This is a genomic window from Thioalkalivibrio halophilus (assembly GCF_001995255.1).
GTDB classification, from domain to species: Bacteria; Pseudomonadota; Gammaproteobacteria; order Ectothiorhodospirales; family Ectothiorhodospiraceae; genus Thioalkalivibrio; species Thioalkalivibrio halophilus.
The window spans coordinates 1-23,384 of the sequence record NZ_MUZR01000028.1 but is presented as its reverse complement, the minus strand read 5'-3'; the positions used below and the strand labels follow the sequence as shown (position 1 = coordinate 23,384).

General features: G+C 69.1%; 20 protein-coding genes and 1 riboswitch. Of the genes, 17 read left to right on the top strand and 3 right to left on the bottom strand.

Annotated elements, in window-relative coordinates; translation table 11 throughout:
* Positions 1 to 94: 94 nt before the first annotated feature.
* From B1A74_RS08255 to B1A74_RS08235, 5 genes are all read left to right on the top strand, one after another.
* Positions 95 to 451, top strand: coding sequence for a DsrE family protein (locus tag B1A74_RS08255; protein ID WP_018870237.1), 357 nt, complete (start codon positions 95 to 97; stop codon positions 449 to 451).
* Between the two features lie 10 nt (positions 452 to 461).
* Complete coding sequence (locus tag B1A74_RS08250) at positions 462 to 2,078, top strand: alkaline phosphatase family protein (protein ID WP_077244345.1); 1,617 nt, start codon at positions 462 to 464, stop codon at positions 2,076 to 2,078.
* A 115-nt stretch (positions 2,079 to 2,193) separates the two neighbouring features.
* A complete protein-coding gene (locus B1A74_RS08245; protein WP_244269199.1) occupies positions 2,194 to 3,696 on the top strand; it encodes a Fic family protein in 1,503 nt (500 codons plus the stop codon).
* Between the two features lie 14 nt (positions 3,697 to 3,710).
* Positions 3,711 to 4,604 (top strand): carbamate kinase, encoded by an 894-nt coding sequence (locus B1A74_RS08240; protein WP_077244344.1) that lies wholly within the window; start codon positions 3,711 to 3,713, stop codon positions 4,602 to 4,604.
* 92 nt (positions 4,605 to 4,696) lie between these two features.
* On the top strand, positions 4,697 to 4,906 hold the full coding sequence (locus tag B1A74_RS08235) for a hypothetical protein (RefSeq protein WP_077244343.1): 210 nt from the start codon (positions 4,697 to 4,699) through the stop codon (positions 4,904 to 4,906).
* 12 nt (positions 4,907 to 4,918) lie between these two features.
* Here the strand turns inward: B1A74_RS08235 and B1A74_RS08230 are convergent, their stop codons facing one another.
* The 3 genes from B1A74_RS08230 to fnr form a co-directional block, all read right to left on the bottom strand.
* Entirely contained in the window at positions 4,919 to 5,488 is a 570-nt protein-coding gene (locus B1A74_RS08230) for a DUF2058 domain-containing protein (protein ID WP_167769406.1), read from the bottom strand.
* Positions 5,489 to 5,591: 103 nt separating this feature from the next.
* Positions 5,592 to 6,074 (bottom strand): DUF2390 domain-containing protein, encoded by a 483-nt coding sequence (locus tag B1A74_RS08225; RefSeq protein WP_077244341.1) that lies wholly within the window; start codon positions 6,072 to 6,074, stop codon positions 5,592 to 5,594.
* Positions 6,067 to 6,795 carry a fumarate/nitrate reduction transcriptional regulator Fnr gene (gene fnr / locus B1A74_RS08220; RefSeq protein ID WP_077244340.1) on the bottom strand — a complete coding sequence of 243 codons (729 nt, stop codon included), beginning with the start codon at positions 6,793 to 6,795 and terminating at the stop codon, positions 6,067 to 6,069. Before fnr ends, B1A74_RS08225 begins: the two co-directional genes overlap by 8 nt.
* A gap of 227 nt (positions 6,796 to 7,022) precedes the next feature.
* Here fnr and B1A74_RS08215 point away from each other — a divergent pair, with 227 nt between their 5' ends.
* From B1A74_RS08215 to B1A74_RS08160, 12 genes are all read left to right on the top strand, one after another.
* Entirely contained in the window at positions 7,023 to 8,255 is a 1,233-nt protein-coding gene (locus tag B1A74_RS08215) for an SAM-dependent methyltransferase (protein ID WP_077244339.1), read from the top strand.
* A gap of 110 nt (positions 8,256 to 8,365) precedes the next feature.
* Positions 8,366 to 10,264: a hypothetical protein gene (locus B1A74_RS08210; protein WP_077244338.1), complete on the top strand. Its 1,899-nt coding sequence runs from the start codon at positions 8,366 to 8,368 to the stop codon at positions 10,262 to 10,264.
* Positions 10,265 to 10,318: 54 nt separating this feature from the next.
* A riboswitch (cobalamin riboswitch) is annotated at positions 10,319 to 10,570 on the top strand.
* Between the two features lie 153 nt (positions 10,571 to 10,723).
* A complete protein-coding gene (locus B1A74_RS08205) occupies positions 10,724 to 12,583 on the top strand; it encodes a TonB-dependent receptor domain-containing protein (RefSeq protein WP_077244337.1) in 1,860 nt (619 codons plus the stop codon).
* A 3-nt stretch (positions 12,584 to 12,586) separates the two neighbouring features.
* Positions 12,587 to 13,153: a cob(I)yrinic acid a,c-diamide adenosyltransferase gene (locus B1A74_RS08200; RefSeq protein WP_077244336.1), complete on the top strand. Its 567-nt coding sequence runs from the start codon at positions 12,587 to 12,589 to the stop codon at positions 13,151 to 13,153.
* A gap of 187 nt (positions 13,154 to 13,340) precedes the next feature.
* Positions 13,341 to 17,879 (top strand): cobaltochelatase subunit CobN, encoded by a 4,539-nt coding sequence (locus B1A74_RS08195; RefSeq protein ID WP_077244335.1) that lies wholly within the window; start codon positions 13,341 to 13,343, stop codon positions 17,877 to 17,879.
* Positions 17,880 to 17,914: 35 nt separating this feature from the next.
* The gene (locus tag B1A74_RS08190; protein WP_018946960.1) at positions 17,915 to 18,355 is read left to right on the top strand and encodes a MotA/TolQ/ExbB proton channel family protein; all 441 of its coding nucleotides are present in this window, start codon (positions 17,915 to 17,917) and stop codon (positions 18,353 to 18,355) included.
* Positions 18,352 to 18,651, top strand: a complete 300-nt coding sequence (locus tag B1A74_RS08185; protein WP_018946961.1) for a DUF2149 domain-containing protein — start codon at positions 18,352 to 18,354, stop codon at positions 18,649 to 18,651. Before B1A74_RS08190 ends, B1A74_RS08185 begins: the two co-directional genes overlap by 4 nt.
* Positions 18,652 to 18,704: 53 nt before the next feature.
* Positions 18,705 to 19,313 (top strand): cob(I)yrinic acid a,c-diamide adenosyltransferase, encoded by a 609-nt coding sequence (gene cobO, locus B1A74_RS08180; RefSeq protein ID WP_024329024.1) that lies wholly within the window; start codon positions 18,705 to 18,707, stop codon positions 19,311 to 19,313.
* Positions 19,314 to 19,388: 75 nt separating this feature from the next.
* A complete protein-coding gene (locus tag B1A74_RS08175; protein ID WP_077244334.1) occupies positions 19,389 to 19,997 on the top strand; it encodes a Uma2 family endonuclease in 609 nt (202 codons plus the stop codon).
* A 70-nt stretch (positions 19,998 to 20,067) separates the two neighbouring features.
* Complete coding sequence (locus B1A74_RS08170; RefSeq protein WP_077244333.1) at positions 20,068 to 21,396, top strand: cobyrinic acid a,c-diamide synthase CobB; 1,329 nt, start codon at positions 20,068 to 20,070, stop codon at positions 21,394 to 21,396.
* Complete coding sequence (cobA, locus tag B1A74_RS08165; protein ID WP_077244332.1) at positions 21,393 to 22,208, top strand: uroporphyrinogen-III C-methyltransferase; 816 nt, start codon at positions 21,393 to 21,395, stop codon at positions 22,206 to 22,208. The genes B1A74_RS08170 and cobA overlap by 4 nt, the downstream gene beginning before the upstream one ends.
* Before the next feature lie 34 nt (positions 22,209 to 22,242).
* Positions 22,243 to 23,361 (top strand): cobalt-precorrin-5B (C(1))-methyltransferase, encoded by a 1,119-nt coding sequence (locus B1A74_RS08160; RefSeq protein WP_077244331.1) that lies wholly within the window; start codon positions 22,243 to 22,245, stop codon positions 23,359 to 23,361.
* Positions 23,362 to 23,384 lie beyond the last annotated feature (23 nt).

Sequence of the window (23,384 nt, the reverse complement as noted above, 5' to 3'; positions counted from 1 at the left end):
TCGGGTACGCTGCGGACTGCTGCAACAACAACGGGCCCGTCGGGTCCGCCAACCGGCCGCAAGGCCGACACGCGATGACACAGGAGAATCGACCATGCGCTTTATCGTTGCCGTTACCGCCGGAACCGATGACCCCACCCGCGCCACGCTGGGCATGATCGCAGCCAAGGTGGCGAAGGATCAGGGCCACGACGTGACCGTATGGCTGCAGGGCGAGGCGGCGAACATCGCCAACCGCAACGTCTACGACAAGATCGTCGGCCACAACATGCCGGCGATGAAGGACATCGTCGAGGATCTGGTCGACGCCGGCGTGCCGCTGTGGGTCTGCGAGGCCTGCGGCCGTGGTCGTGACGTGACCCCGGACAACTTCCTGGCCACTGCCGAATACGCCGGCATGGGCCACTACGTGCAGGCGGTGGCCGAGTTTGATCGCTCGATGAGCTTCTGATGCCGGCGGGTTGAGCCTTTCGCCCGAACAGTCCGGCCGGCGCCTGCGCGCCGTCCCCGGCGGGGTCCGCGTCCTGCTGACCCTGCTGCTTCTGAACGGGTTGTTCCTGGCCCTGGACATCCCGCGCCACGCGGGTCCGGGTCCGGGGTGGCTGGCATGGGAGGCCGTGGTCCTGGCCGGACTGTTTGCCGTCCTTCCTCCGATCACGGCCCGCGTGCTGGAGCGGGTCGTGGCCGCTGCCCTGCTCGCGCTGGCGGTGCTGGCGCTGTTCGATGCGCTGGCCCGGGTCAGTCTCGCCCGTCCGCTGAATGTCTACGTGGACATCGGCCTGCTGGATGCCGTCTTCCGGCTGCTGACCGGCAACCTCCCCACTGTCGGCGTGATCCTGGCCGTCGCGGCGCTGCTGGCCGTGATCGGACTGGCGGTGTGGGCGCTGGCGCGCCCGGTCGTGCCCCGGGGCGCGGGTTTCGTGCTGCTGGGCGCGGGCCTCGCCGGGCTCGCGGGCCACGCGGTGGGTGTGGAGCCGCCGCGCACGGCGGCGCCGGCGGTGGCGCTGGTAACGGAGCAGGTCGACGGCATGCGCGAGGCGCGGCGCGAGGATCGCGCGCTGGCGCACCGGCTGGAAGAGGATCCGCGGCTGGCCGAACCCCGGCCGCTGGAGGGTCTGGCCGGTGTTGACGTGGTGGTGGGCCTGATCGAGTCCTACGGGGTCTCGGCGCTGGAGATCCCGCGCTATGCCGAGGTCATCGAGCCGACGCTGGAGGATCTGCAGCAGGATCTCGCTGCGCAGGATCTGCACGTGGTAACCGGGGTGATGAAGGCCCCCGTCGCCGGCGGTCAGTCGTGGCTGGCGCACGCCACCCTGCTGTCGGGCGTGGCCGTGCGGCACGCCGGCCAGTATCGCCGGCTGCAGGAGCGCGAGCGGGCGACCCTGGTGCAGGACTTCGCGGCCACCGGCCATCACACGGCCATGCTGGCCCCGGCCATCACCCTCGACTGGCCACAGGGGCGCTGGTTCGGCTGGGACCGTATCCTGGACCGCGACGGCATGGACTACCGCGGGCCCCCGTTCTTCTGGGTCACCATGCCCGACGAATTCAGCTGGTGGCGCTTCGAACAGGATGTGCGACCGGACCCGCAGGGCGGGGAGGCGCCGGTGTTCGCGATGCTCGCGCTGGTCAGCAGCCACGCCCCGTGGACCCCGGTGCTGGACGTGCTGGACGACCCGGATGCGATGGACGACGGGCGGGTGTTCCACGAACAGGCCGGCGCCGGGCCCGCCCCCGAGGTGCTGTGGCGGGACTTCGACCGCGTGCGCGACCATTACGCCGAGGCGGTGCGCTACTCGCTGGAGGTCAGCGGCCACTGGGCGCGCGATCACGTGGACGAGGACACCCTGTTCCTGATGCCGGGCGACCACCAGCCGGCGGCCCTGATCACCGGCCCGGACCCCTCGTGGGCGGTGCCGGTGCACGTGATCTCCGGGGACCCGGACCTGCTGGAGCCGTTCCGGGCCCGCGGCTTCCACGACGGCTTCGAGCTGCCACCGGCCACCGGGGACAAGGACATCCCCGGGTTCGAGGACCTGCGCGACTGGCTGCACGAGGATTACACCGAGCGCCCCTGATCAACCGGTGGCTGCGTAATCGTTTTGTCGCGCTTTCTCTTTTTTGTAACAAAAATGTTTCGCCTGAATCGATTTTGTTGCAATCTGGGGCCATTGAATATCCAGGATTCGGCGTATGAGCCCATTGGGTTATCGGTGGCTGATTCGTGCGTTCGGACTGCCGTCCGCGTCCCTGCCCGTGTCTTCGAGTCTGGGCACGCGCCTGCGTGAGACATGGCAGGAGGACGGGACGGTCCAGTATGAGTACCCGCCGCAGTACGCAGCCGGTGACGCGCTCGCGAACCAGCTTGAATTCGCGCTGAAGCACGAGGGCGTGAATCTGGCGGTTCTGGCGGACCTGTTCCGTGCCTGTGGCCCCGCACCGATCGAGGCGGCGGTAAGCGAAAAACCCACCGGGCGTTATCGGCGGCTGATGGGGTTCTTCTACGAACGCCTGACCGGGGAGCGCCTCGCGGTCTCGCGGACAGCGGGCGGCAACTACGTGGACGCACTGAACCCCGACCATTACCTGACCGCAGCGGAGCCGGAATTTGACCGGCGCTGGCGGGTCCGGGACAACCTTCTTGGCAATGGTGATTTCTGTCCGGTCATTCGTCGGACGCAGCGGCTGGAAGACGCCCTGGCCCAGCCGCTGACCGAGGAGCTGTCCGGATTGATCGGGGCATTTCCATCGGAACTGTTTGCCCGGGCCAACGACTATCTCTACCTCAAGGAAACGCGTTCGACCTACGGGATCGAACATGAGCCGGAACCGGTCTCCGGGCGTCTCGAGCGCTTCGTGGCATTGCTGCGTGAAGCAGGGCGGGTCCCGCTCGCGGAGCTGCTGGACGAGGCCGGCCTGACACGGCGCCAGAATCTGGTGGTGGATCCGCGCTATGCGGAAAGCGGTTTTCGTTCTGTCCAGAATTACGTGGGCGAGCAGCGGCCGGATTTCACGCAGCGTGTGCACTACGTATGTCCCCCGCCCGGATGGCTGGCCTCGATGATGGAAGGCTTGGCGACGGTGGCTACGCGGAGTCACGGACTTTCGCCGCTGGTTCGCGCCGCGGCCGTGGGGTTCGGCTTTGTCTTCATTCACCCGTTCGAAGATGGTAACGGGCGGCTCCATCGCTTCCTGATCCACGATCTGCTGCATCGCGACGGATTCGTGGAAGGCGATCTCATGCTTCCGGTATCAGCCACCATGCTGCGTCGGATTACCGAATACGACGCGGTGCTGGAGCGTTACTCGCGGCCGCTGATGGAGGAGCGGATCGACTACCGTCTGGATCCCGAAGGACGGCTGGAGCTGCGGAATCCGGAAGAAGTGGCCAGTTACTATCGCTACCCCGATCTGACGGCCCAGACCGAATACCTCGCGGAAACGGTGGCCCGCACCGTCCGGGAAGATCTGGTGGAAGAACTGCGTTTCCTTCGTGGTCATGACGCTGCACGCCGCGCGGTGCGCGAGATCGTGGATCTCCCGGATCGGCGCCTGGATCTGTTGCTGCGTTTGCTCCACCAGAACGAGGGCCGGCTGTCACGGAACAAGCGCGGTCAGTTCGGCGAGATCGAGGATCATGAACTCGAACGGATCGAGCAGGTCTGGCAGCAGGCATTCATGCTCACGGACGGCTGACGGGAGGTAGAGGCATGCGCATCGTGGTCGCTCTGGGAGGCAACGCCCTGCTGCAGCGGGGCGAGACGCCCTCGGCCGCGAATCAGCGGCACAACGCGCGGCGCGCGGCCGCGACCATCGCCGGCCTGGCGGCGGAGCACGAGGTGATCGTGACCCACGGCAACGGCCCGCAGGTGGGGTTGCTGGCGAACCAGGCGGAATGCGACCGCATCGCCTGGCCGCTGGACGTGGTGGGTGCGGAGAGCCACGGGATGATCGGCTATATCCTCGCGCAGGAGCTGCACAACGCACTGGGACATGATCGCGTGGCAAGCCTGCTGACGCAGACCGAGGTCGACCCGCGGGACCCGGCCTTCGACGAGCCGAGCAAGTTCATCGGACCGACCTACGCCGAGGAGGCCGCGCGGCGTCTGGCGCAGGAGCGTGGCTGGCGCATCGCCCGCGACGGCAAGGCCTGGCGGCGGGTGGTGGGCTCGCCCGAGCCGCGCGCGTTGCTGGGGGTGCCCGCGATCCGGACCCTGGCGGCCAGCGGGACGCTGGTGGTGTGTGCCGGCGGCGGCGGGGTGCCGGTGGCGCGCGATGCCGACGGCCGGCTCTCGGGTGTGGAGGCGGTGGTGGACAAGGATCTTGCTGCGGCCCTGCTGACCGCCGAGGTGGAGGCCGATGCCCTGCTGATGCTCACCGATGTCGATGCGGTCTATGCCGACTGGGGCACGGACCGGGCCCGGCGGCTGGACCGCCTGAAGGCCAGCGACATTGATCCGGCCGAATGGCCGCCGGGGTCCATGGGGCCCAAGCTGGATGCGGCGCGGCGGGTGGCCGCGGGCGGCCGCATGGCGGGCATCGGGGCGCTGGGGTCGGCCGCGGCCATCCTCGCCGGTACCGCCGGGACCCGGGTGACCCCGTAACGGACGTGCCCCCGGTTGCGACCCGAGTTCTTGGCGCCGCGCCCTTGCGCCGGCACGCTGATGGCGAAGCCTTCGGAGGAGATTGGAAAGACATGAACATCCGGAAGATAAGTCCGGCCCTGCTGCTGGCCGCCGGCCTGTGGCTGGCCGGTTGCGACGGCGAACCGCAGGCGGAGGACGGTCCGCCTCAGGCCCTCGGCGAGCGCCAGATGGAGCCGCAGCCAACGGATAACGAGGGCGTGCGGCGCCCGCAGCAGCGGGGCATGCCGGCCGCCGACGTCAAGCGCACCGACGACGACTGACGCGACGGAGTCTCACCACATCAGGTCGTCGGGCACCACGTAATCCGCATACGGGTCGTCGGCGGCCGGTTCGCTGTCCGCGGCCTCCTCGGCGGGGATGACCAGCGGCCACTGCGGGTCGCGCTCGCGGATGCGATCCGCGGTCTCGCGGGGCACCAGGCGAAAACCGGCCTCCGGTCGGTGGTCCAGGCCGGCGATCGCGGCGCGTCCGTCGGCCAGCTGGCGACGCAGGGCCGGCGTGACCGGCAGGCTGCGGATCCGCCCGCCCTGCTGGAAGTGATAATCCTCGGCGTCGTTGCCGCTGGGCACCGGGTACAGGTTGGAGTTGACCAGCTCGCGCAGTTGAGCCGTCAGGGCCTTGCGCGCGGCGCGCGCCTGGCGTTCCTCGTTCTTGCGTCGTGAACGCTCGGCCTGCTCCGCCTGACGCTGTTCGGCGGCCGTGGGCTCGGCCGCGGGTGGCGCCGCCTTCTTCGGCTTTTTGGTCTTTTTTTTGCCCTTGTGCTGTTCGCTGCGGGCCTTCTTGACCTGCTTTTCGTCGACCAGGCCGGTCTTGAGGAGCTGGTCGCGCATTGCGTCGGACATGTTCGGTTGCCGTCTGGCTGAGTGGAACCTGTCAGGATAGCCGGAACCGCGGGCCGCGTGCAGGGGGCGGCCCGGGCGTGGGGTGTTTTACCGGCGCGGCCGGTCAGTCCGGATCCGGGATCGCCGCGAGTTCGGCCGCCCCGCGGGTGCGTTCGTCCGGCGGGAGTCCGGGTTCGAGGCGGGCGAGGCGCTCCCCGATGGTGTCCGCGCGCGGGCGCCGGTTCGGGGCTGCGGCGGCGGCCGGAGGCGGGCATTCCTGCAGCAGGTGCAGCGCCCCCAGGTGCTCCGCGCGCAATTCCAGTTCCAGCAGGGCGCGGTACAGGGCATGTCGTTCGGGGGTGTGCAGGCGTCGGCGCAGGGCCCGGATCCGGAGGGTGGCGCGGGTACTCCAGTCGCGTGCCCGGGCGTGCAGCCGATCGAGATCGTCGGCGGCCAGTGGACCGGGGTGCCAGGCGGCGAACAGCACCCGAATCACGTCAGCCCCATGGTGATCCTGCCAGGCCATCAGCCGCTCGCGCAGCGCCGGATCGTTCCAGGCGGTCTCGGCGAACGACCAGAAATCCCCGGTCGCCCGGGTGTCAGGCACTGCTGGCGGCGGAGGTGCTGACGCCGGCCGTGGTGCGCAGGGCATCCAGGTCGGGGATGTAGAGGTCGCGGGTGTGCAGCTCGATCAGTCCCTGGCGCCGCATCTGCGTGAACAGCCGGCTGATGGTTTCCTGGGTCAGGCCCAGGTGGTTGGCGATGTCCGCGCGCGACATCGGCAGGATGAAGCGGTCGGCCGCAAGCCCGCGTGCGTGGTGGCGCTGGGACAGCGAGAGCAGAAAGGTGGCCAGGCGCTGTTCCGCGCTGCGCTGGCCGAGCAGGGCGTGCAGGTTTTCCTCGCTGGCCAGGCCGCGGCTCATTACCCCCATCAGGTGCTGCCGGAACGTGGGCAGGCGGCCGGAGAGGTCTTCCACCAGCGACCAGGGCACCGCGCATACGCTGGTGGACTCCAGGGCGATGGCGGTGACCGGATGGGAACCCTGATGAATGGCGTCCAGCCCCAGGAGCTCGCCGGCCAGTGCAAAGCCGGTGATCTGTTCGGTCCCGTCGTCTCCCATCAGTACCGTCTTCATCGTGCCGGTGCGCACGGCGTACAGATATTCAAACGGCGACCCCATGGAGAACAGCGTGCTGCCCTTCTCGATCGGCCGGCGCTGCTGCACGATCTCGTCGAGCTGCCATAGCTCGGTGTCGGGCAACCCCATGGGCAGGCACAACTGGCGCAGGGTGCACTGATCGCAGGCTTGAGTCGGGCGCAAGGTCATGGCCGGAGGGTAGCCCTTTTGCCGCAATGTGGGAAGACGCTGCGGGTTTTTACGCCGGCGCTCGCGGTGGCGGTGTTCCCCGGATGCACTACGCTTGATGCGTTGGTACAACGGATGGTGTGCGGACCGGCTCCACTGGACGGGCTCGGAGGTGAGAGTTAGACTCAGTATAAAAATAGCCGGACACGGAATCGTGCCGGATTTCAGGGAATCGAGGGCACTCAGTAATGATTGAACGGATGCTGGAACAGCATGTTCGCCACGGGACGCTGACCCTGCGTCGCCCGGATGGCACCGAGCAGCGTTTTGGCAGCGGCGAGCCGGAAGTGGTCATGCGGCTGCATGATGCCAGCGCCCTGAAGCGCATCGCGCGGGATCCCGGCTTCGAGCTGGGCGAGACCTACATGGACGGGCTGTGGTCGCCTGGGCCGGAGGGGCTGCGGGCCTTTCTTGATATGACCATGCGCAATTTTGCGCCGATGTTCCAGAAACGGGTCGGCTTTCTCACACGCACGCTGCGCGGCCTGATGGAGCAGGGCAATCGTGTGGCGCGCAGCTACAAGAATATCTCTCACCATTACGACGTGGACGAATGGTTGTTCCGGCGCTTCCTCGACGAGGGGATGTTCTACAGCTGCGCCTATTTCGCCGAGCCGGGGATGAGCCTGGAGGAGGCGCAGCAGGCCAAGTGCGAGGTCCTGCGCCGGAAACTGTGCCTGGAGCCGGGCATGCGCGTGCTGGACATCGGCTGCGGCTGGGGCGGGCTGGCGATGTATCTGGCCGAGCACGCGGATGTCCGGGTCGACGGCATCACCCTGTCGCGCGAGCAGCTGCGGGTAGCGCAGGACGAGGCGAAGCGCCGGGGTCTGGAGCATAAAGTGCGGTTTCTCTATCAGGATTACCGCGAGCACGAGGATCAGTACGACCGGATCGTCAGTGTCGGCATGTTCGAACACGTGGGGCAGCCGAACTACGGCACCTTTTTCCACCGGGTCAACGAGCTGCTCAAGCCAGAGGGGATCGCGGTGCTGCACACCATCGGTCGCCAGGAGCCGCCGGCCACGGCCAACCCCTGGCTGAAGAAATACATCTTCCCCGGCGGTTACACCCCCGCCCTGTCCGAGGTGATGGAAGCGCTGGAGCCCACGCCGCTGTACACCACCGACATCGAATTCTGGCGGCTGCACTATGCCGAAACCCTGGCCGAATGGTACCGGCGCTTTCAGGCAGTCCGTGAAGACGCGGCGGCCAGTTTCGACGAACGCTTCTGCCGCATGTGGGAGTTCTATCTGGCGAGCTGCGAGGGCACCTTCCGCTGGTGGAAGCAGGTGGTGTTCCATATCCAGATGGCGCGCCGGCAGGATGCCGTTCCGCTCACCCGCGACTATCTCTGCGGGCGGGAAGACCCCGGGATGCGTTCGGTGCCGCCGGCGGACGAGCTGATTTCTTCCGCGCGGTGAACCCCGGGCTCCGGCACGGGTCCAGTGTGGATTCCCGTCGTCGCTGACGGCGACGCGCGGGGCTTGCGCGCTTTACACTGACCGGGGTTTCCGGTGTTCGGGGAGTAGGGGTGTTCCGCCTTTTTCGTCAACGCAAATCCGAGGCCCCGGGCGCCCCGGAACCGCAGGAGTCGACTCAGGACCAGGTCCTGATCGAGGCTGCGGGACGCAGCCGCATCACCGAGGTGGCGACCAGTGCCCGCAAGGTCCCGTGGTCGCTGAACCTGCTGCAGCTTTTGTGGGCGGCCGGCCCCGTGACCTTCCTCGCGATGCAGGGCGGCTACTTCCTCGGGTTCGGCCATGCGGCTCCCACCCAGAATTTCGTCTTCTTCGCGGTCTATACCCTGCTGTTCGGGGTGATCGGCCTGATCGCCCGCTTCGTCGCCGATGCCACGCGGGGAAGGCGGCAGGAGCGCTCGCAGGTCCAGCTGCGCAACACGATCGATTTGCTGCCGGATCTGCTGTTCGCGACCCGCGACCTGGCCATGGGCGAGATGACGCCGGACATGCGGCGGCGGCAGTCGGCGGCGGTGCTGCTGCACGAGGTCGAGGTATCGCCGGAAGCGGTGGCGGTCGCGGTGCGCGAGATGACTGGCGACCCGACGCTGGCCTCCACCGCCGAGCAGATCGAGATCTACCGGCGCCTGGGGCTGCATGCGCGGGTAGCGGACCTGGTGGAGGCCACCGCCGATGCCCGCATGGCCGCGCTGGAGCGCCTGCATGCGGAGGATTCGGAGCTGGCGGAATTGCTGCGCGACCGGCTGCAGGGGGTTGCGCCCACCCGCGAGGAGGGAGTGCGTCGCATCGACCAGTTCCTCGAGCGCCTGTTCTCGGCGGCGGATGCCGACGATCTGTCCCGCTGCAGCCTGGACGACGTGCAGGCGATCTTTGTGCTGGCCTTCGAGTTGATGAACGGGCGTCAGATCAAGCGCCTGACCTTCGGATGGTCCGGGTCGTGGCAGTTGGGTCGGGCCCTGGATCGACTGGAATACCAGGGCAATCGCTTCCGCGTGGCTCAGGCCGGGGTCATCAGTCGTCTGCGTTCGCTGGCCATGTTGCTGGCACACAGCGAGACCAGCGGCATCACCCAGCAGCATCTGCGCGAACCGCTGCCGGTGCTGGGCCAGCAGGTGCTGGCAGGCCTGCATGCCATGCTGGCGGCCGAACCGGACGTCCGCACCGCGGACGGCCGTATCCTGGGGGTCGCGATGGCGCAGGTGGACGAGCTGCGCGAGGCGCGCAACCGGTTGATGCAGGCGCAGAGCCGCTATGGCGACGCGGCGGAGCGCTGGGGAGCCCTGCGCCGCCGCGAACGCGACCGCAAGGGGGGGCGGCGCTGGGAAATGCGTTCGGCGCGGCGCATCCGCGTGTCCGAGGAGCTGATCGAGCTGGATGACAACCAGAAGATCAAGCTGGCCGACGGGCTGTGCGAATACCTCGAGGAGCTGCAGATCCGGCGCGAGGGTGATTTCATCTATTTCGGCAAGAAACCGCTCGACAACGAGACCGCCAAGCGCATCGGGATCCAGCTGGCGCTGTTGCTGGACCCGCTGGTGGATCTGACCAACCCGAGTATCCAGCGTGCGATCTATTCCAGTCCGGCGGCCTATCTTGGCGGCCTGTATGTGGGCATGAGTGCCGACGCCAAGGCCGGGCTGGGATCGGCCATGGTGCGCATGGTGCGCCAGGACCTCGGCCGGACGGCCGAGTGGCTGGCCCTGCGCCTGACCCGGGTCTATCACCTCCCGCTGACCGAGGGCCTGCGCGAATTCCTCCAGCGTCAGTACGGGGCCAACCCGGAGCGACTGGCGATGCTGGCGCAGAACACCGGAGATGAATCCCACCATCCCGTGGCCCTGCGGGCCGAGCGCTCGCCCGAGTTCGACGCCATGCTCCAGGACAAGGAATGGGGCCGCCTTCTGCGTCGTGGCGCCCGCTATCGCCAGGCCGAGGAGGCGCGGCAGAACTGAACGCCGCGCGGTCGGCCGGAGAGCACGGGTGGAAAATCAGGGGGGGCTCATGTACCCTGCGCCCCGTTCCTCGGTGCCCTGGCGGTTTCGCCGCCGGGTTAAACGGGAAGTCCGGTGAGCGCTCACGCGCGAGTCCGGCGCTGCCCCCGCAACGGTGATCGAGCGCGGATCCATTCCGGAGTCCTTCGGCAGTGGATCCTCGAGGCTGGCGGCCGAATGCCACTGTGTCATGGACACGGGAAGGCGCCGCCCGCCGGGAATGTCCCGCTCGTCAGCCCGGAGACCGGCCGGGGAATGGTCGTGCGGCACGCGGAGGGCGTGCGAGACGGATGACCGTTCCCGCCACGGGTCCCCGTACCCGTTTCCCGCCGGGAATGCGTTCCTCGTCTTCATCCCTCGCGCCGGCGCGATCCCCGTGAACCAGCGGCGTGCGGGCGGCTCGCCGGGAGATCCGAAGACATGAAACGCAGCATCCTTTCCGCAGCCATCGTTGCAGCCGTGTCCCCGGCCGTGGCCGACGAAGCGCCGGGCACCGACTCCGATGCCGCGACCCTGGAACCCGTTCAGGTCACCGCGACCCGCCTCAGCCGGACCGTCGACGAGGCCCTGGCCTCGGTGACCGTGATCGACCGCGAAGAGATCGAACGCCTGCAGCCGCGCCAGTTCACCGATCTGGTGGAGGGACGCGCCGGGGTCTCGGTCTCCAGCGCCGGTCCGTTCGGCAAGCAGTCCAGCGTGCGCCTGCGTGGCACCGAATCCGATCACCACCTGATGCTGATCGACGGCGTGCGCATGGGGTCGGCCACCACCGGCGGTGCCAGCTGGCAGTTCCTGCCGCCCGAGGAGATCGAACGCGTGGAGATCGTGCGCGGGCCGCGCACCTCCATCTACGGCTCCGATGCCATCGGCGGGGTGACCCAGGTCTTCAGCCGCGCGGGCCGCGAAGGTCCGCCGCGGGTCAATGCCTTCCTCGGCGCCGGCAGCTTCAGTACCTGGGAGGCCGGGCTCGGCGTGGCCGGCGGCACCGGGCGCACCGATTACAGCCTGTCCGTGAGCATGTACGACACCGAAGGCATCAATGTCCAGGATGACATGGGTGATGACGATCCCGACGGCTATGACAACACCTCGCTGGCCGGCAAGGTTGCTCACCGCCTCGACAACGGGATCGAACTCTTCGGCAATGTCTTGTATTCCGAAGGTAACACTGAAGTCGACACTTTCAGTACGGATGAGACGGATTTTGTTCACGGGGCAGTGCAGGCCGGAGTCCGTTTCCCGGTCCTGGAGCAATGGGATACGGAGCTTGCCTATGCTCAAAGCCGTGACGAAAACGAAAATTTCGAAAACGGGGTTGCCGACTCCCGTTTCGACACCCGGCGGGATCAGCTGACCTGGCGTAACGATGTCCGCCTGGGTGAACGCACCGACCTGATCGCCGGGGTGGATGCCTACGAAGATCGGGTCGATAGTAACGAAGATTTTGATGAGGATTCGCGCTACAACGTAGGCGTCTATTCGGTCGTGCGCACCGAGCTCGGCAACCATGATCTGGAAGGCTCGCTGCGCTACGACGACAACGAGCAGTTCGGTGACAAGACCACCGGTCAGGTCGCCTGGGGCATGCAGGCTACCGACGCTCTGCGGCTGCGCGCCAGCTATGGCACCGCCTTCAAGGCGCCGACCTTCAATGACCTTTACTGGCCCGATCAGGGGTGGTTCCGAGGTAATCCGGACCTTGCCCCGGAAGAATCGCAAACATTTGAACTGGGCGGGAGGTATTCAGCCAGCCTTGCCTATGTGGATGTGGCGGTGTTCGAAACCAGGGTTGATGACCTTATTGTGAACCGCTGTGTGGCTAATTGTGATGACGGCAATCCTTTTAGTGATGTCTATGAGCCGCGCAATGTCGAAAACGCGCGGATTCGCGGACTGGAAATTGAGGGTGGGCACGATCTTGGTCCGTGGAATTCGCGGGTGTCGTTGACCCTGCTGGACGCCGAGGACCGTGACACGGGGAATGAGCTGGAGCGCCGGGCGCCAGTCTCGGCCCGCTTCGATCTGGATCGCCGGATCGGCGATTTGTCCGTGGGCGGTACGGTCCTTGCCCGGGGTCGCACTTACGACGACGCCAGTAACGACGAGCGGCTTTCGGGCTACGGCACCATGAACCTGCGCGCGGCGTATGCCCTCGACCCCGAATGGACGGTCGAAGGCTCCCTGACCAATCTTTTCGACCGGGATTACGAGACCCAGGGTGGTTTCAATAACCCCGGCCGCGCAGCGTTCGTGAAACTGCGTTATCAGCAGCAGAGGTAAGGCATGGGCAATCGACTGTCGAGGATCGTGACGCGCACCGGCGACGAGGGCCGCACCGGCCTCGGTGACGGCTCGCGCGTGGACAAGGACAGCCACCGGGTCGAGGCCTTCGGCGACGTAGACGAGCTGAACAGCGTGGTCGGCCGGGTGCTGGTCCACGACCTGCCCGAGGACGTGCGGCGTTCGCTGTCGCTGATCCAGCATGAGCTGTTTGATCTGGGCGCGGAGCTGGCGGTGCCGGGGCATCAGGCGCTGCCGGAGGCCTCCGTGGAGCGCCTCGACGTCGAGCTCGAGAGCTTCAACGCCGATCTGCCGCCGCTGGAGGAGTTCATCCTCCCGGGCGGCGGCCCGGCCACCGCGGATTGCCATATTGCCCGCACCGTCTGCCGCCGCGCCGAGCGGCGGCTGGTCGCGGTCAATCACCACGAGGCGCTGCGGCCGAGCTCGCTGGCCTACCTCAATCGCCTGTCGGATCTGCTGTTCGTGCTGTGCCGGTTGCTGGCGCGGCACGAGAACGGTTCCGAGGTCCTGTGGCAGCCCGCCGCGCGGCGCGAGGCCTCCGGCGGCTGAACCGGCCGGGCTTGCCTCAGCGGCGAGTCGCCTCCCCGATCCATGCCGGTGCCGCAGCGATGCTGCAAGACGCGGCCGGTATCCCCTTTCTCCCACACCCCGCCGGATGCCTCGAGGCTTCGGGCGGGGCGTGTCTGCACGTATTCAGGTGTTGAAGATGAGTACATGGAAAAAACGCTCCCCCCTGTTGCTGGCGCTGCTGCTGCCGGGGGTGCCGGCGGCGGACACGAACCCTTCGCCGCATATCCTCGGCATCGTCTCCGATCGCTCCGCCGCCGAGGTCACGGCCGGGGCGCATCGTTTCCTCGAGGCCTTCCCCGAATCCGACGTGCGCCTGCGTACGCCGGAGCAGCTGGCCGACAAGGATGACTCCGAAGTCATCGCGTTGTGGCAGGACGCGGATGCCGTGCTGGTGGCGGCGGTGCTGGGCGACGAGGTCGGCCGGCTGACGCGGCTGCTGCGCGAGCGCGGCCCGGATGCCGAAGTGCCGTTGCTGGCGATCAACAGCGACCGGGAGCTGACGTCCCTGTCGCGCCTGGACGGCGAGCAGCCGCTGGCCGGTCTGGAAGACGACGAACGGACCGAGCTCGCGGCCAATCCGGATGCCGACGAGGATCCGCACGAACACCTGCGGGAGCAGCGGCAGGCGTTCCCCGAACAGGCCGGCTGGCTCACCGGCCGGGCGTATTACCAGGGGCGTACGCCGGAGAGCATGGAGGGCCTGATGCGCTGGCTGGCCGCCGAGGCCGGCCACGACATCGACGTGCCGCGGCCGGATCCGCGCGAGACCATCCGTTTCTACCACGACGGCCGCGCGGTAAATGACGCCGCCGCAATGGAGCTGGATGAACGCCCGGCGGTCGCCCTGCTGGACCTGGACACCGGCGACCGGCCGGGGGACCGTGCGCTGCTGGACGCCGCCTGCGACGCGCTGGAATCGCGCGATCTGCAGTGCTTCGGCGTGCTGGCGCGCTGGGGCGGCGCCAGCCGTCAGGCGGTGGAGGACCTGGCGCAGTCGGCCGCACCCGCCGATCTCGCCGGTATCGTTTCCCTGCAGGACTTCGTGATCGGGGGCGGCGGTAACCGCGAGGCGGTTGCCGGGGCGCTGGGCGAGCTGGACGTGCCCGTGGTCAAGGGGCTGCGCCTGGCCTCGCGCAGCGAGGATGAATGGCGGGTCGCGCATGACGGCATCCCCCGGGACAGCGTCCACTATCAGGTGGCCATGCCCGAACTGCAGGGCGTGAGCCAGCCCACGGTGCTGGCCGCCGCCGGCGAACCCGAGATCGACGACCGCACCGGCGTGCGCCTGATGCTCTCCGAGCCGATCAGGGAACGGGTCGACGCGGTGGCCGAACGCATGGCCCGCTGGCAGCGCCTGCGCGAGCGCTCCAATGCCGACAAGCGCGTGGCCATCGTCTACTACAACCATCCGCCGGGGCGCCACAACATCGGCGCCGACAAGCTGGACGTCCCCGAATCGCTGCTGGAGACCCTGGATCTGCTGCGCGACGCGGGCTACGACACCGGGGATCACCCGGAAGATGCCGAGGCCCTGCTGGATGATATCCAGGACCGCGGCGTCAACCTGCCCGAGCATGCCGACGCGGCCGCCGACATCGCCGGCCGCGTGGCCAGCCTGGATGCGGAGACCTATCGGTCTTACTTCGAGACCCTGCCGGAGACCGTACAGGCCGAACTGGTGCACGGTCCGGTGGGCTATCTGCACGAGCGGCTGCTCAAGGCCCGCGAACTGGGCGCGACCGACGCCGCCGAGCGCGCGCTGGAGAACGGCATCGGCGACCTGCGCCACATGGTGCAGAACCACTCGCACGACGCACAGGAGCGTGCGCAGTCACTGATCGACCAGCTGGAGCGCGAGTGGGAGGCGCTGCTGGACGGCGGTGGCGATCTGGCCCGGGCGGAATCCCTGCGCGACGCCCTCACGCGCACCGGCATCCCGGGCCTGAGCGGCTGGGGCGAACCCCCGGGCGAGGCCATGATCCACGACGGGGCGATGCATTTCCCCGGGATCGCATACGGCAACGTGTTCATCGGCCCGCAGCCGCCGCGGGGCTGGGAGGTCAGCGAGCGTCTGCTGCACGCCAACACCACGTTCCCGCCCACCCATCAGTACGTGGGCTTCTACCACTGGCTGCGCGACCATTTCGAGGCGGATGCGCTGGTCTACATGGGGCGCCACTCCACCCGTGAATTCCTGCCGCGGCGCCGCGCCGGGCTGGCCCCGGACGACTATCCGGAACTCCTCGGCGGCCCGTTGCCGGTGCTGTATCCCTACATCGTCGATGGCGTGGGCGAGGGCATCCAGGCCAAGCGTCGCGCCCAGGGCGTGATCATCAGCCATCTGACGCCGGCGCTGGCGACCACCGAGCTCTACGACGACCTGCTGGAACTGCGCCAGCTGGTCGAAAGCTATGAGGCGAGCACCGACCCGAATTCGCCGACTCAGGCCCGGGCCGCGGAGACGCTGCTGGCCCGAATCGAGGAGCTTGGTCTGAGCGAGACCATCGAGGAGGCGATGGACGCCCATGACCACGACCACGGTCATGACGAGGAACATGCTCACGAGGGTGATGACCACCACAACCATGACCACTCGGGTGAAAGGGGCAAGGAACACGATCGGGAGCACGAGCACGAGCACGAGCACGATCGGCACGAGGATCATGCCGAGGGATATGACGGGAAACACGCGCACGAGCATGAGCACGCGCACGAACACGGGGCCGGGAATGGTCATGAAGAGGACCACGAGGCCGGTCTGGCCGATCTCGACGAAGAGCTTCTGGTCCACGACGTGGGCCACTGGGTGACCGACATGCAGGAGGAGCACATGCCCCTCGGGCTGCATGTGCTGGCCCGCGACTGGGATGGCGAGGCCGTGGACACCATGCTCGACTCGATGGCCGGCGACGCGGAGCCGGACGCGGCGATGCGCGAGGCCCTGGAGGGTTCGCCCGCCAATGAGGGAGCGAACCTGCTGGCGGGGCTTGAGGGCCGTTTCGTGCCGCCGAGCCGCGGCAACGATCCGGTGCGCACCCCGGATGTCCTGCCCACCGGGCGCAATTTCCACGCCCTGTCCTCCGATCTGGTGCCCACTCGCATCGCCTGGAGCCTGGGCCAGGACCTGGCCGCGGATGCCCGCGAGCAGGGCGACCCCGAGGCCGAAGGCAGCGAGGCCGTGGTGCTGTGGGCCTCCGACACCGTGCGCGACGAAGGCGTGATGGTGGCGTTCGGACTCGACATGCTGGGGGTCAAGCCCGAGTGGAACAGCCGCGGGATCGTCGAGGGCCTGAAGCTGATGGATCTCGACGAGGCCGATCGTGAGCGTCGGCGGGATGCCCTGTTCACCACCTCGGGCCTGTTCCGCGACCTGTACGAGGATCAGCTGGTCTGGCTGGACCAGGCCGCGCGCCTGGCGCTGGACGGCTCGTCGAAGACCATCCGCGCCGAATACCCCCATCTGGACGAGGCGCTGGACGAGGCCCTGAAGCCCCTGGGCGAGGACCTGAGGGATCCGGGCCGGGAGCCGCTGGAGAGCAACGACGTGGCGAGCCAGTGGGTAGCCGATACCCGGGCGCTGAAATCCGATGGCGTGGAGGCGGTCGAGGCCGGCCGCCAGGCGGCGCTGCGGGTGTTCGGCACCGCGCCGGGGGCCTATGGCGCCGGGGTGAACCGTCTGGCCGACCGCTCCGGGGCCTGGGAGGATCGTGCCGAGCTGGCCGACGCCTATGCCCGGCGCATGGGGCATGCGTATGGCGCCGGGACCCGCGGCGAGCCCGCTCACGAGGCCTTCGATGCGCGCCTGGAAGGCGTGGGCCGCACCTATCTGGGACGCGCCAGCCATCTCTACGGCCTGCTGGACAACGACGACGGCTTCGACTTCCAGGGCGGTCTGTCGGCCGCGGTGGAACACGCCCGCGGAACCCCGCCGGACAATCGCATCCTGCAGCATGCCGACCCCGACAACCCGCGCGTGGAGAGCCTGCAGCGTGCGCTGATGACCGAGCTGCACGGGCAGAACCTGAACCCGCAGTGGATCGAGCCGCTGATGGACCACGGCTATGCGGGGGCGCGGACCTTCACCGCCGATTTCGTCAACAACCTGTGGGGCTGGCAGGTGACCAGTCCCCACGTGATCGGCTCCGAAGCCTGGGACCACGTGCACGACGTCTACCTGCAGGACCGGCACGACCTGGGGCTCGACGAGTTCCTGGAAGACGGCCACAAGGTGCACGTGAAGACGCACATGCAGGCCACGCTGCTGGTGGCCGCGAGCCGCGAGTTCTGGGACGCCGATCCCGAGGTCCTGCAGGCGCTGTCCGAGGACTTCGCCGAACTGGTGGCCGAGCACGGTCTGCCCGGCAGCGGCCACACGCGGCCGGATCACCCCGTGCTCGATGAAGTCGCTGAACGCCTGGACGACGCGGAACTGGCCGAGGCCTTCGACGCCGTGCGCGAGGCCGCGCAGATCGAACGCGAGCCCGCCGAGACCGACCCGGCGCGCATGGCCGAGATCCAGCCGCTGGAACAGCCGGATGCCCGCGAGATGCAGGAGGCCCCGGAGCCGGCCGAGGTCGAGGCGGCGGAGGTCGAGGACGGCCGCGAATCGGGTGAGGCGCGCGCCATGCCGTGGATCCCCTGGCTGGTCTCCGGGGCCCTGTTCGTGCTGCTGCTCGGGGGCATCGTCGCCGGCCGGCGCCGTTAAGAAAGCGCTGAACAAAAATTGATGAGGTAACGCGAATGTCGTTCTCGATCACGATGCAAATGATGGACACGGTGGTGAGCTGGCTGCTGGAGCCGGTGATCATCGGCCTGCTGGTGCTGGTCGCGGTGGCCGTCTGGGAGCTGGGACAGGCCGTGGGCGAGCGCACCGGCGGGGTGCGGCGCCTGGAGGTCAGCGGCAATGCCGAGCGGCTGGCGTTCCTGGCGCGGCGGCGCATCGACCGTGCCGACCTGCTGGCACGCATCGGCCCGATGCTGGGGCTGATGGGGACGCTGATCCCGCTGGGACCGGGGCTGGCGGCCATGGGCCGGGGCGAACTCGACGTACTGGCGCAGGCGGTGACCGTGGCCTTCAACACCACGGTCCTGGGGCTGCTGATCGGTATCCTCGGTTTCCTGCTCGGCCGCCTGCGCCGGCGCTGGTATGACGGCGCGATGGAACGCATGGAGGCGGCATGAGGGTCCCGCACTACCGTGCCAGCCGGTTCGACGCCCCGGACGAGGAACCCATGGGGCCGCTGGCCAACCTTGCGGACATCATGCTGGTGTTCGCGGTCGGCCTGATCGTGGCCCTGGTGGCCGCCGACGACGGGCTGGAACAGCAGGAAGCCGGTGGCGTGGAGGTCGAGGCCGGCGAGGAGGTTCCCGAACTGCCCGACGGCGCCGGCGAGGCCGGCTCCGGTTTCGAATCCATGGGCCAGGTCTACCGTGACCCGGAGACCGGCCGCATGCTGCTGATCGAGGGTGGCGACTGAGCACACCCGAGCCGGCCGCCCGATGGCCGCAAACCGAATCGAGGAACAGGACCATGAGTGAACAGGACGAACGCGCGCGCCGCCACGCCGAGCGCATGGCGCGCAAGAAGGAAGTGGTGGACCGCAAGATCGCCGAGGCGCAGGAGGAACGCGGTGTGTTCCTGGTGCTGACCGGCAACGGCAAGGGCAAGAGCTCCTCCGGCTTCGGCATGGCGGCGCGCGCGCTGGGCCACGACATGCAGGTGGGCATCGTGCAGTTCATCAAGGGCCGTTTTGCCACCGGCGAGGAGGCCTTCTTCAAGCGCCAGGACAACGTGCAGTACCACGTGATGGGCGAGGGCTATACCTGGGAGACCCAGGACCGCGACAAGGATGGCGAGGCCGCGCGCGAGGCCTGGGCCCACGCCCGCGACATGCTGACCGATCCGGCCATCGACCTGGTGCTGCTGGACGAGCTGCACATCGCGCTGAAGTACGGCTATCTGGATGTCGACGAGGTGGTGCGGGACCTTACCGCGCGCCCCGAGATGCAGCACGTGATCACCACTGGCCGCGCGGCCCCGCAGGCCCTGATCGACGCCGCCGACACGGTGACCGAACTGCAGGTCGTCAAGCACGCCTTCCAGGCCGGCATCAAGGCGCAGAAGGGCATCGAGCTGTGACACGGCGGACGCTGCGGGCAGCCATGGCGCTGCGCTACTATCAGGGGGACGACGGCCCGAACCGGAGACTCCAGCATGGGCAACCCGCAACCCGCACATATGGATGCCGACGCCTTTCTGGCGTGGGAGGCCGAACAGCCGGAGAAGCACGAGTTCGTGGCCGGCGAGGTCTTTGCGATGGGCGGGGCCTCGGATCGGCACGTGACGATCTCGCTCAATGTGGCTTCAGCCCTGCGCGAACACCTGCGCGGCGGACCCTGCCGGACCTTCATCGCGGACATGAGGCTGCGGGTGGAAGCGGCCGATGCCTTCTTCTATCCGGACGTGATGGTCACCTGCGATCCTCAGGACCGGGGGCGCGAGCAGTACAAGCAGGCCCCGCTGCTGGTGGTGGAGGTCCTGTCGCCGTCGACCGAGGCCTTCGACCGCGGGGCGAAGTTCGCCGCCTACCGTTCCCTGGCCTCGCTGCAGGAATACCTGATGATCGACCCGGCCAGCGGCGCGGTGGAGCTCTACCGGCGCGACCCGGAGGGGCACTGGGTGCTGTACACCCACGAAGCGTGCGATGCCACGGGGCGCGATGCCACGGGGGATGCCGTGGAGCTGCGCAGCGTCGGCCTGACACTGGAAGGCGGGCGCATCTTCGAGGACGCACCGCCGGAGTCCCCCGCGGGCGAGGCCTGACCGCGCGCGGTCTTTGGCCGGACGGGCACCGGGGTCGGCAGGCGGCCGGCCTGCAGTTGGAGGTGTCGGCATGAGTGCCCCGGTGAGCTGTCCGGCGGCGTTCGTGGCGGCGCCGGCCTCGGGGCAGGGCAAGACCACGGTTACCGCCGCGATCGCGCGTTACCATCGCAACCAGGGGCGCCGGGTGCGGGTGTTCAAGACCGGCCCGGATTTCCTCGATCCGATGATCCTGGAGCAGGCCTCCGGGCATCCGGTGGATCCGCTGCATCTGTGGATGGTGGGCGAGGCGGCCTGCCGGGCGAAGCTGCATGCCGCCGCACAGGATGCGGACCTGATCCTGGTCGAGGGCTCCATGGGCCTGTTCGACGGCGACCCTTCGGGTGCCGATCTGGCGGTGGCCTTCGGCCTGCCGGTGCTGGCGCTGGTGGATGCCGGCGGCATGGCCCAGACCTTCGGCGCCATCGTGCACGGGCTGGCGACCTGGCGCCCGGAGATGCCACTGGCCGGGGTGATCGCCAACCGCACCGGCAGCCCGGGACACGGGCGCATGCTGCGCGATGCGACCCCGGACGGCGTGCATTTCTTTGGCGCGATCCAGCGCAACGAGGCCCTGAGCGTGCCCGACCGCCACCTCGGGCTGGTGCAGGCCGGCGAGGTCGCGGACCTGGACGCCCGTCTGGAGGCCGCCGCGCAGGCGATCGCCGAGGCCGGGGTGACCGAGCTGCCGGCGCCGGTGGCGTTCGCCCCCGAAGCGGACGCGGGTGCGGAGCCCGACTCGCAACCCGGGGCCGAACGGGCCCCGCGGCTGGACGGGCTGCGCATCGGCATCGCCCGCGACGCGGCGTTCGCCTTCACCTATCCGGGCAACCTCGAGTTCCTGCGCGCACAGGGCGCGCGGCTGGAGTTCTTCTCCCCGGTGGCCGGCGATCGCCTGCCCGAGGTGGATGCGGTGTGGCTGCCGGGCGGCTATCCCGAACTGCACCTGGAGGCACTGGCGGCCAACACCGGCCTGAAGGCGGACCTGGCCGCGCATCACGGGGCCGGCCGGCCGATCCTGGCCGAGTGCGGCGGCTTCCTCTACCTGCTGGAAGAGCTGGCGGACCGCGACGGCCATGCCGCGCCCATGGCCGGTCTGCTGCCGGGGCATGCGCGTCTGGAGGACAAGCTGCAGGGCCTCGGGCTGCAGGCGGCGCCGCTGTCGGAGGGCGAGCTGCGCGGCCACACCTTCCACCACACCCGGGCCGAGGTCGGGGTGGAACCTCTCGCGCACTGCACCCGTGCCCGCGGCGCCGGTTCCACCGGCGAGGCGGTCTACCGCGATGGCCGGCTGACCGCAACCTATCTGCACGCCTGGTTCCCCTCCAATCCGGAGGCGGCCGTGGCCCTGTTCGCGTCATGAGTCGGGCGTTCACGGGCAGCACGCCGGCCGCCGGCCGCGTGGATCTGGTCGGCGCCGGGCCGGGTGATCCCGGGCTGCTGACGCTGGACGCGGCCGCGGCGCTGCGCGATGCCGAGGTATTGCTGCACGACCGCCTGATCCCCGAGGCGATCCTCGCGATGGCCAGTCCGCAGGCCGAACGCTGCTACGTGGGCAAGGCGCGCTCCAACCACAGCCTGCGCCAGGAGGAGCTGAACGCGCTGATGATCGAACGCGCCCGCGAGGGGCGTTACGTGGTGCGGCTGAAGGGCGGGGATCCGTATGTCTTCGGCCGTGGTGGCGAGGAGGCGGCGGCGCTGGCGGCGGCCGGTATCCCGGTGCGGGTCATCCCCGGCATCAGCGCGGCCGGCGGCTGCGCGGCGTTCGCCGGCATCCCGCTGACCCACCGCGATCATGCCCATCGCTGCCAGTTCGTGACCGCGCACCGGCGCAACGGCAGTACCGAGCTGGACTGGGAGGCGCTGGCCGCCCCGCGACAGACAGTGGTGATCTACATGGGGCTGAACCCGCTGGCGGAGATCTGTGCCGGGCTGGTCGCCGCCGGCGCCCCGGCCACGCGGCCCGCTGCCATCATCGAGCACGGGACCCGGCCGGGGCAGCGCGTGGTCGCCGGCACCCTGGGGGACCTGCCCGGGCGCACCGCGGCGCTGGCGCTGGAGTCGCCCAGTCTGCTGATCGTGGGCGACGTGGTGGGCGAACGTGCCCGGCTGACCGGCGATGCTTCCGGGGCGCCCGCGATGGACCTCGGCGCGGTTGACGGGATCCATGGTTGAACCCGTACCCGAGCCGGGCGCGCAACCCGGAGCGATGCGCGCGGAGAGCCGTGACGGCACCGCACCGCTGCGCACCGGCCTGACCACCGGCACCAGCGCAACCGCGGCGGCCCTGGGCGCGGCGCGGCTGGCGCTGGCCGGCGAGCGGAGTGCGGCGGCCGAGGTGGTGCTGCCGCGCGGCCAGGTGGTCAGCCTGGCGCTGGCGTCGCTGGAGCGGGTTCCGGGCGGTGCCGAGGCGGCGGTCATCAAGGACGCCGGCGACGATCCCGATGCCACCCACGGCGCCCGGATCCGCGCGCGGGTGGAGCCGCGGCCGGCCGCGGGGGTGACCTTCGTCGCCGGGCCCGGCGTGGGCACGGTGACCCGCACCGGGCTGGTGCTGTCGCCGGGGGAACCGGCGATCAACCCGGTGCCGCGGCGGATGATCAGCGACCACCTCGAACGCCTGGCCCGCGAGCTGGGCCATGCGGGCGGCTTCCGGGTCACGCTCGGCGTGGATGGCGGCGAACGCATCGCCCGGCGCACCATGAATCCGCGCCTCGGCATCCTCGGCGGCATCTCCATCCTCGGCACCACCGGCATCGTGCGGCCCTTCTCCTGTTCCGCCTACATCGCCTCCATCCACCAGGCCATCGACGTGGCGCGGGCCAACGGCCTGCCGCAGGTCGCCTGCTGCACCGGCGGCACCAGCGAACGCACCGCGAGCGAGCGCTACGGGCTGGACGAGATGGGCCTGGTGGAGATGGGCGATTTCTTCGGCGCGGCGCTCAAATACCTGCGGCGCCAGCCGCTGCCGCGCGTCGCGCTGGTGGCGGGCTTCGCCAAGCTGGGCAAGTTCGCCGCCGGGCACCCGGATACCCACAGCCGCAGCAGCGCGATCGATCTGGATTTCATCGCCGCCACCGCCGAGGCCGCCGGGGCGGATGCCGCGCTGGCGCGGCGGATCCGCGGCTGCAACACCAGCATCGAGGCCCTCGCCGTCTGTCAGGAGGCCGGCGTGGCACTGGGGGACCGCATCGCGGCGCTGGCCCTGGAGCAGGCGCGCAGCTATCAGCTGCCCGATACCACGCTGGAGGTGGTCGCGGTGGATCGCCAGGGCCGAGTGGTGGGGACGGCCGGTGACAGCGCGGATGCCCCGGGGGTGACGCGATGAGCCCCCCGGCCATCGCCATCGAC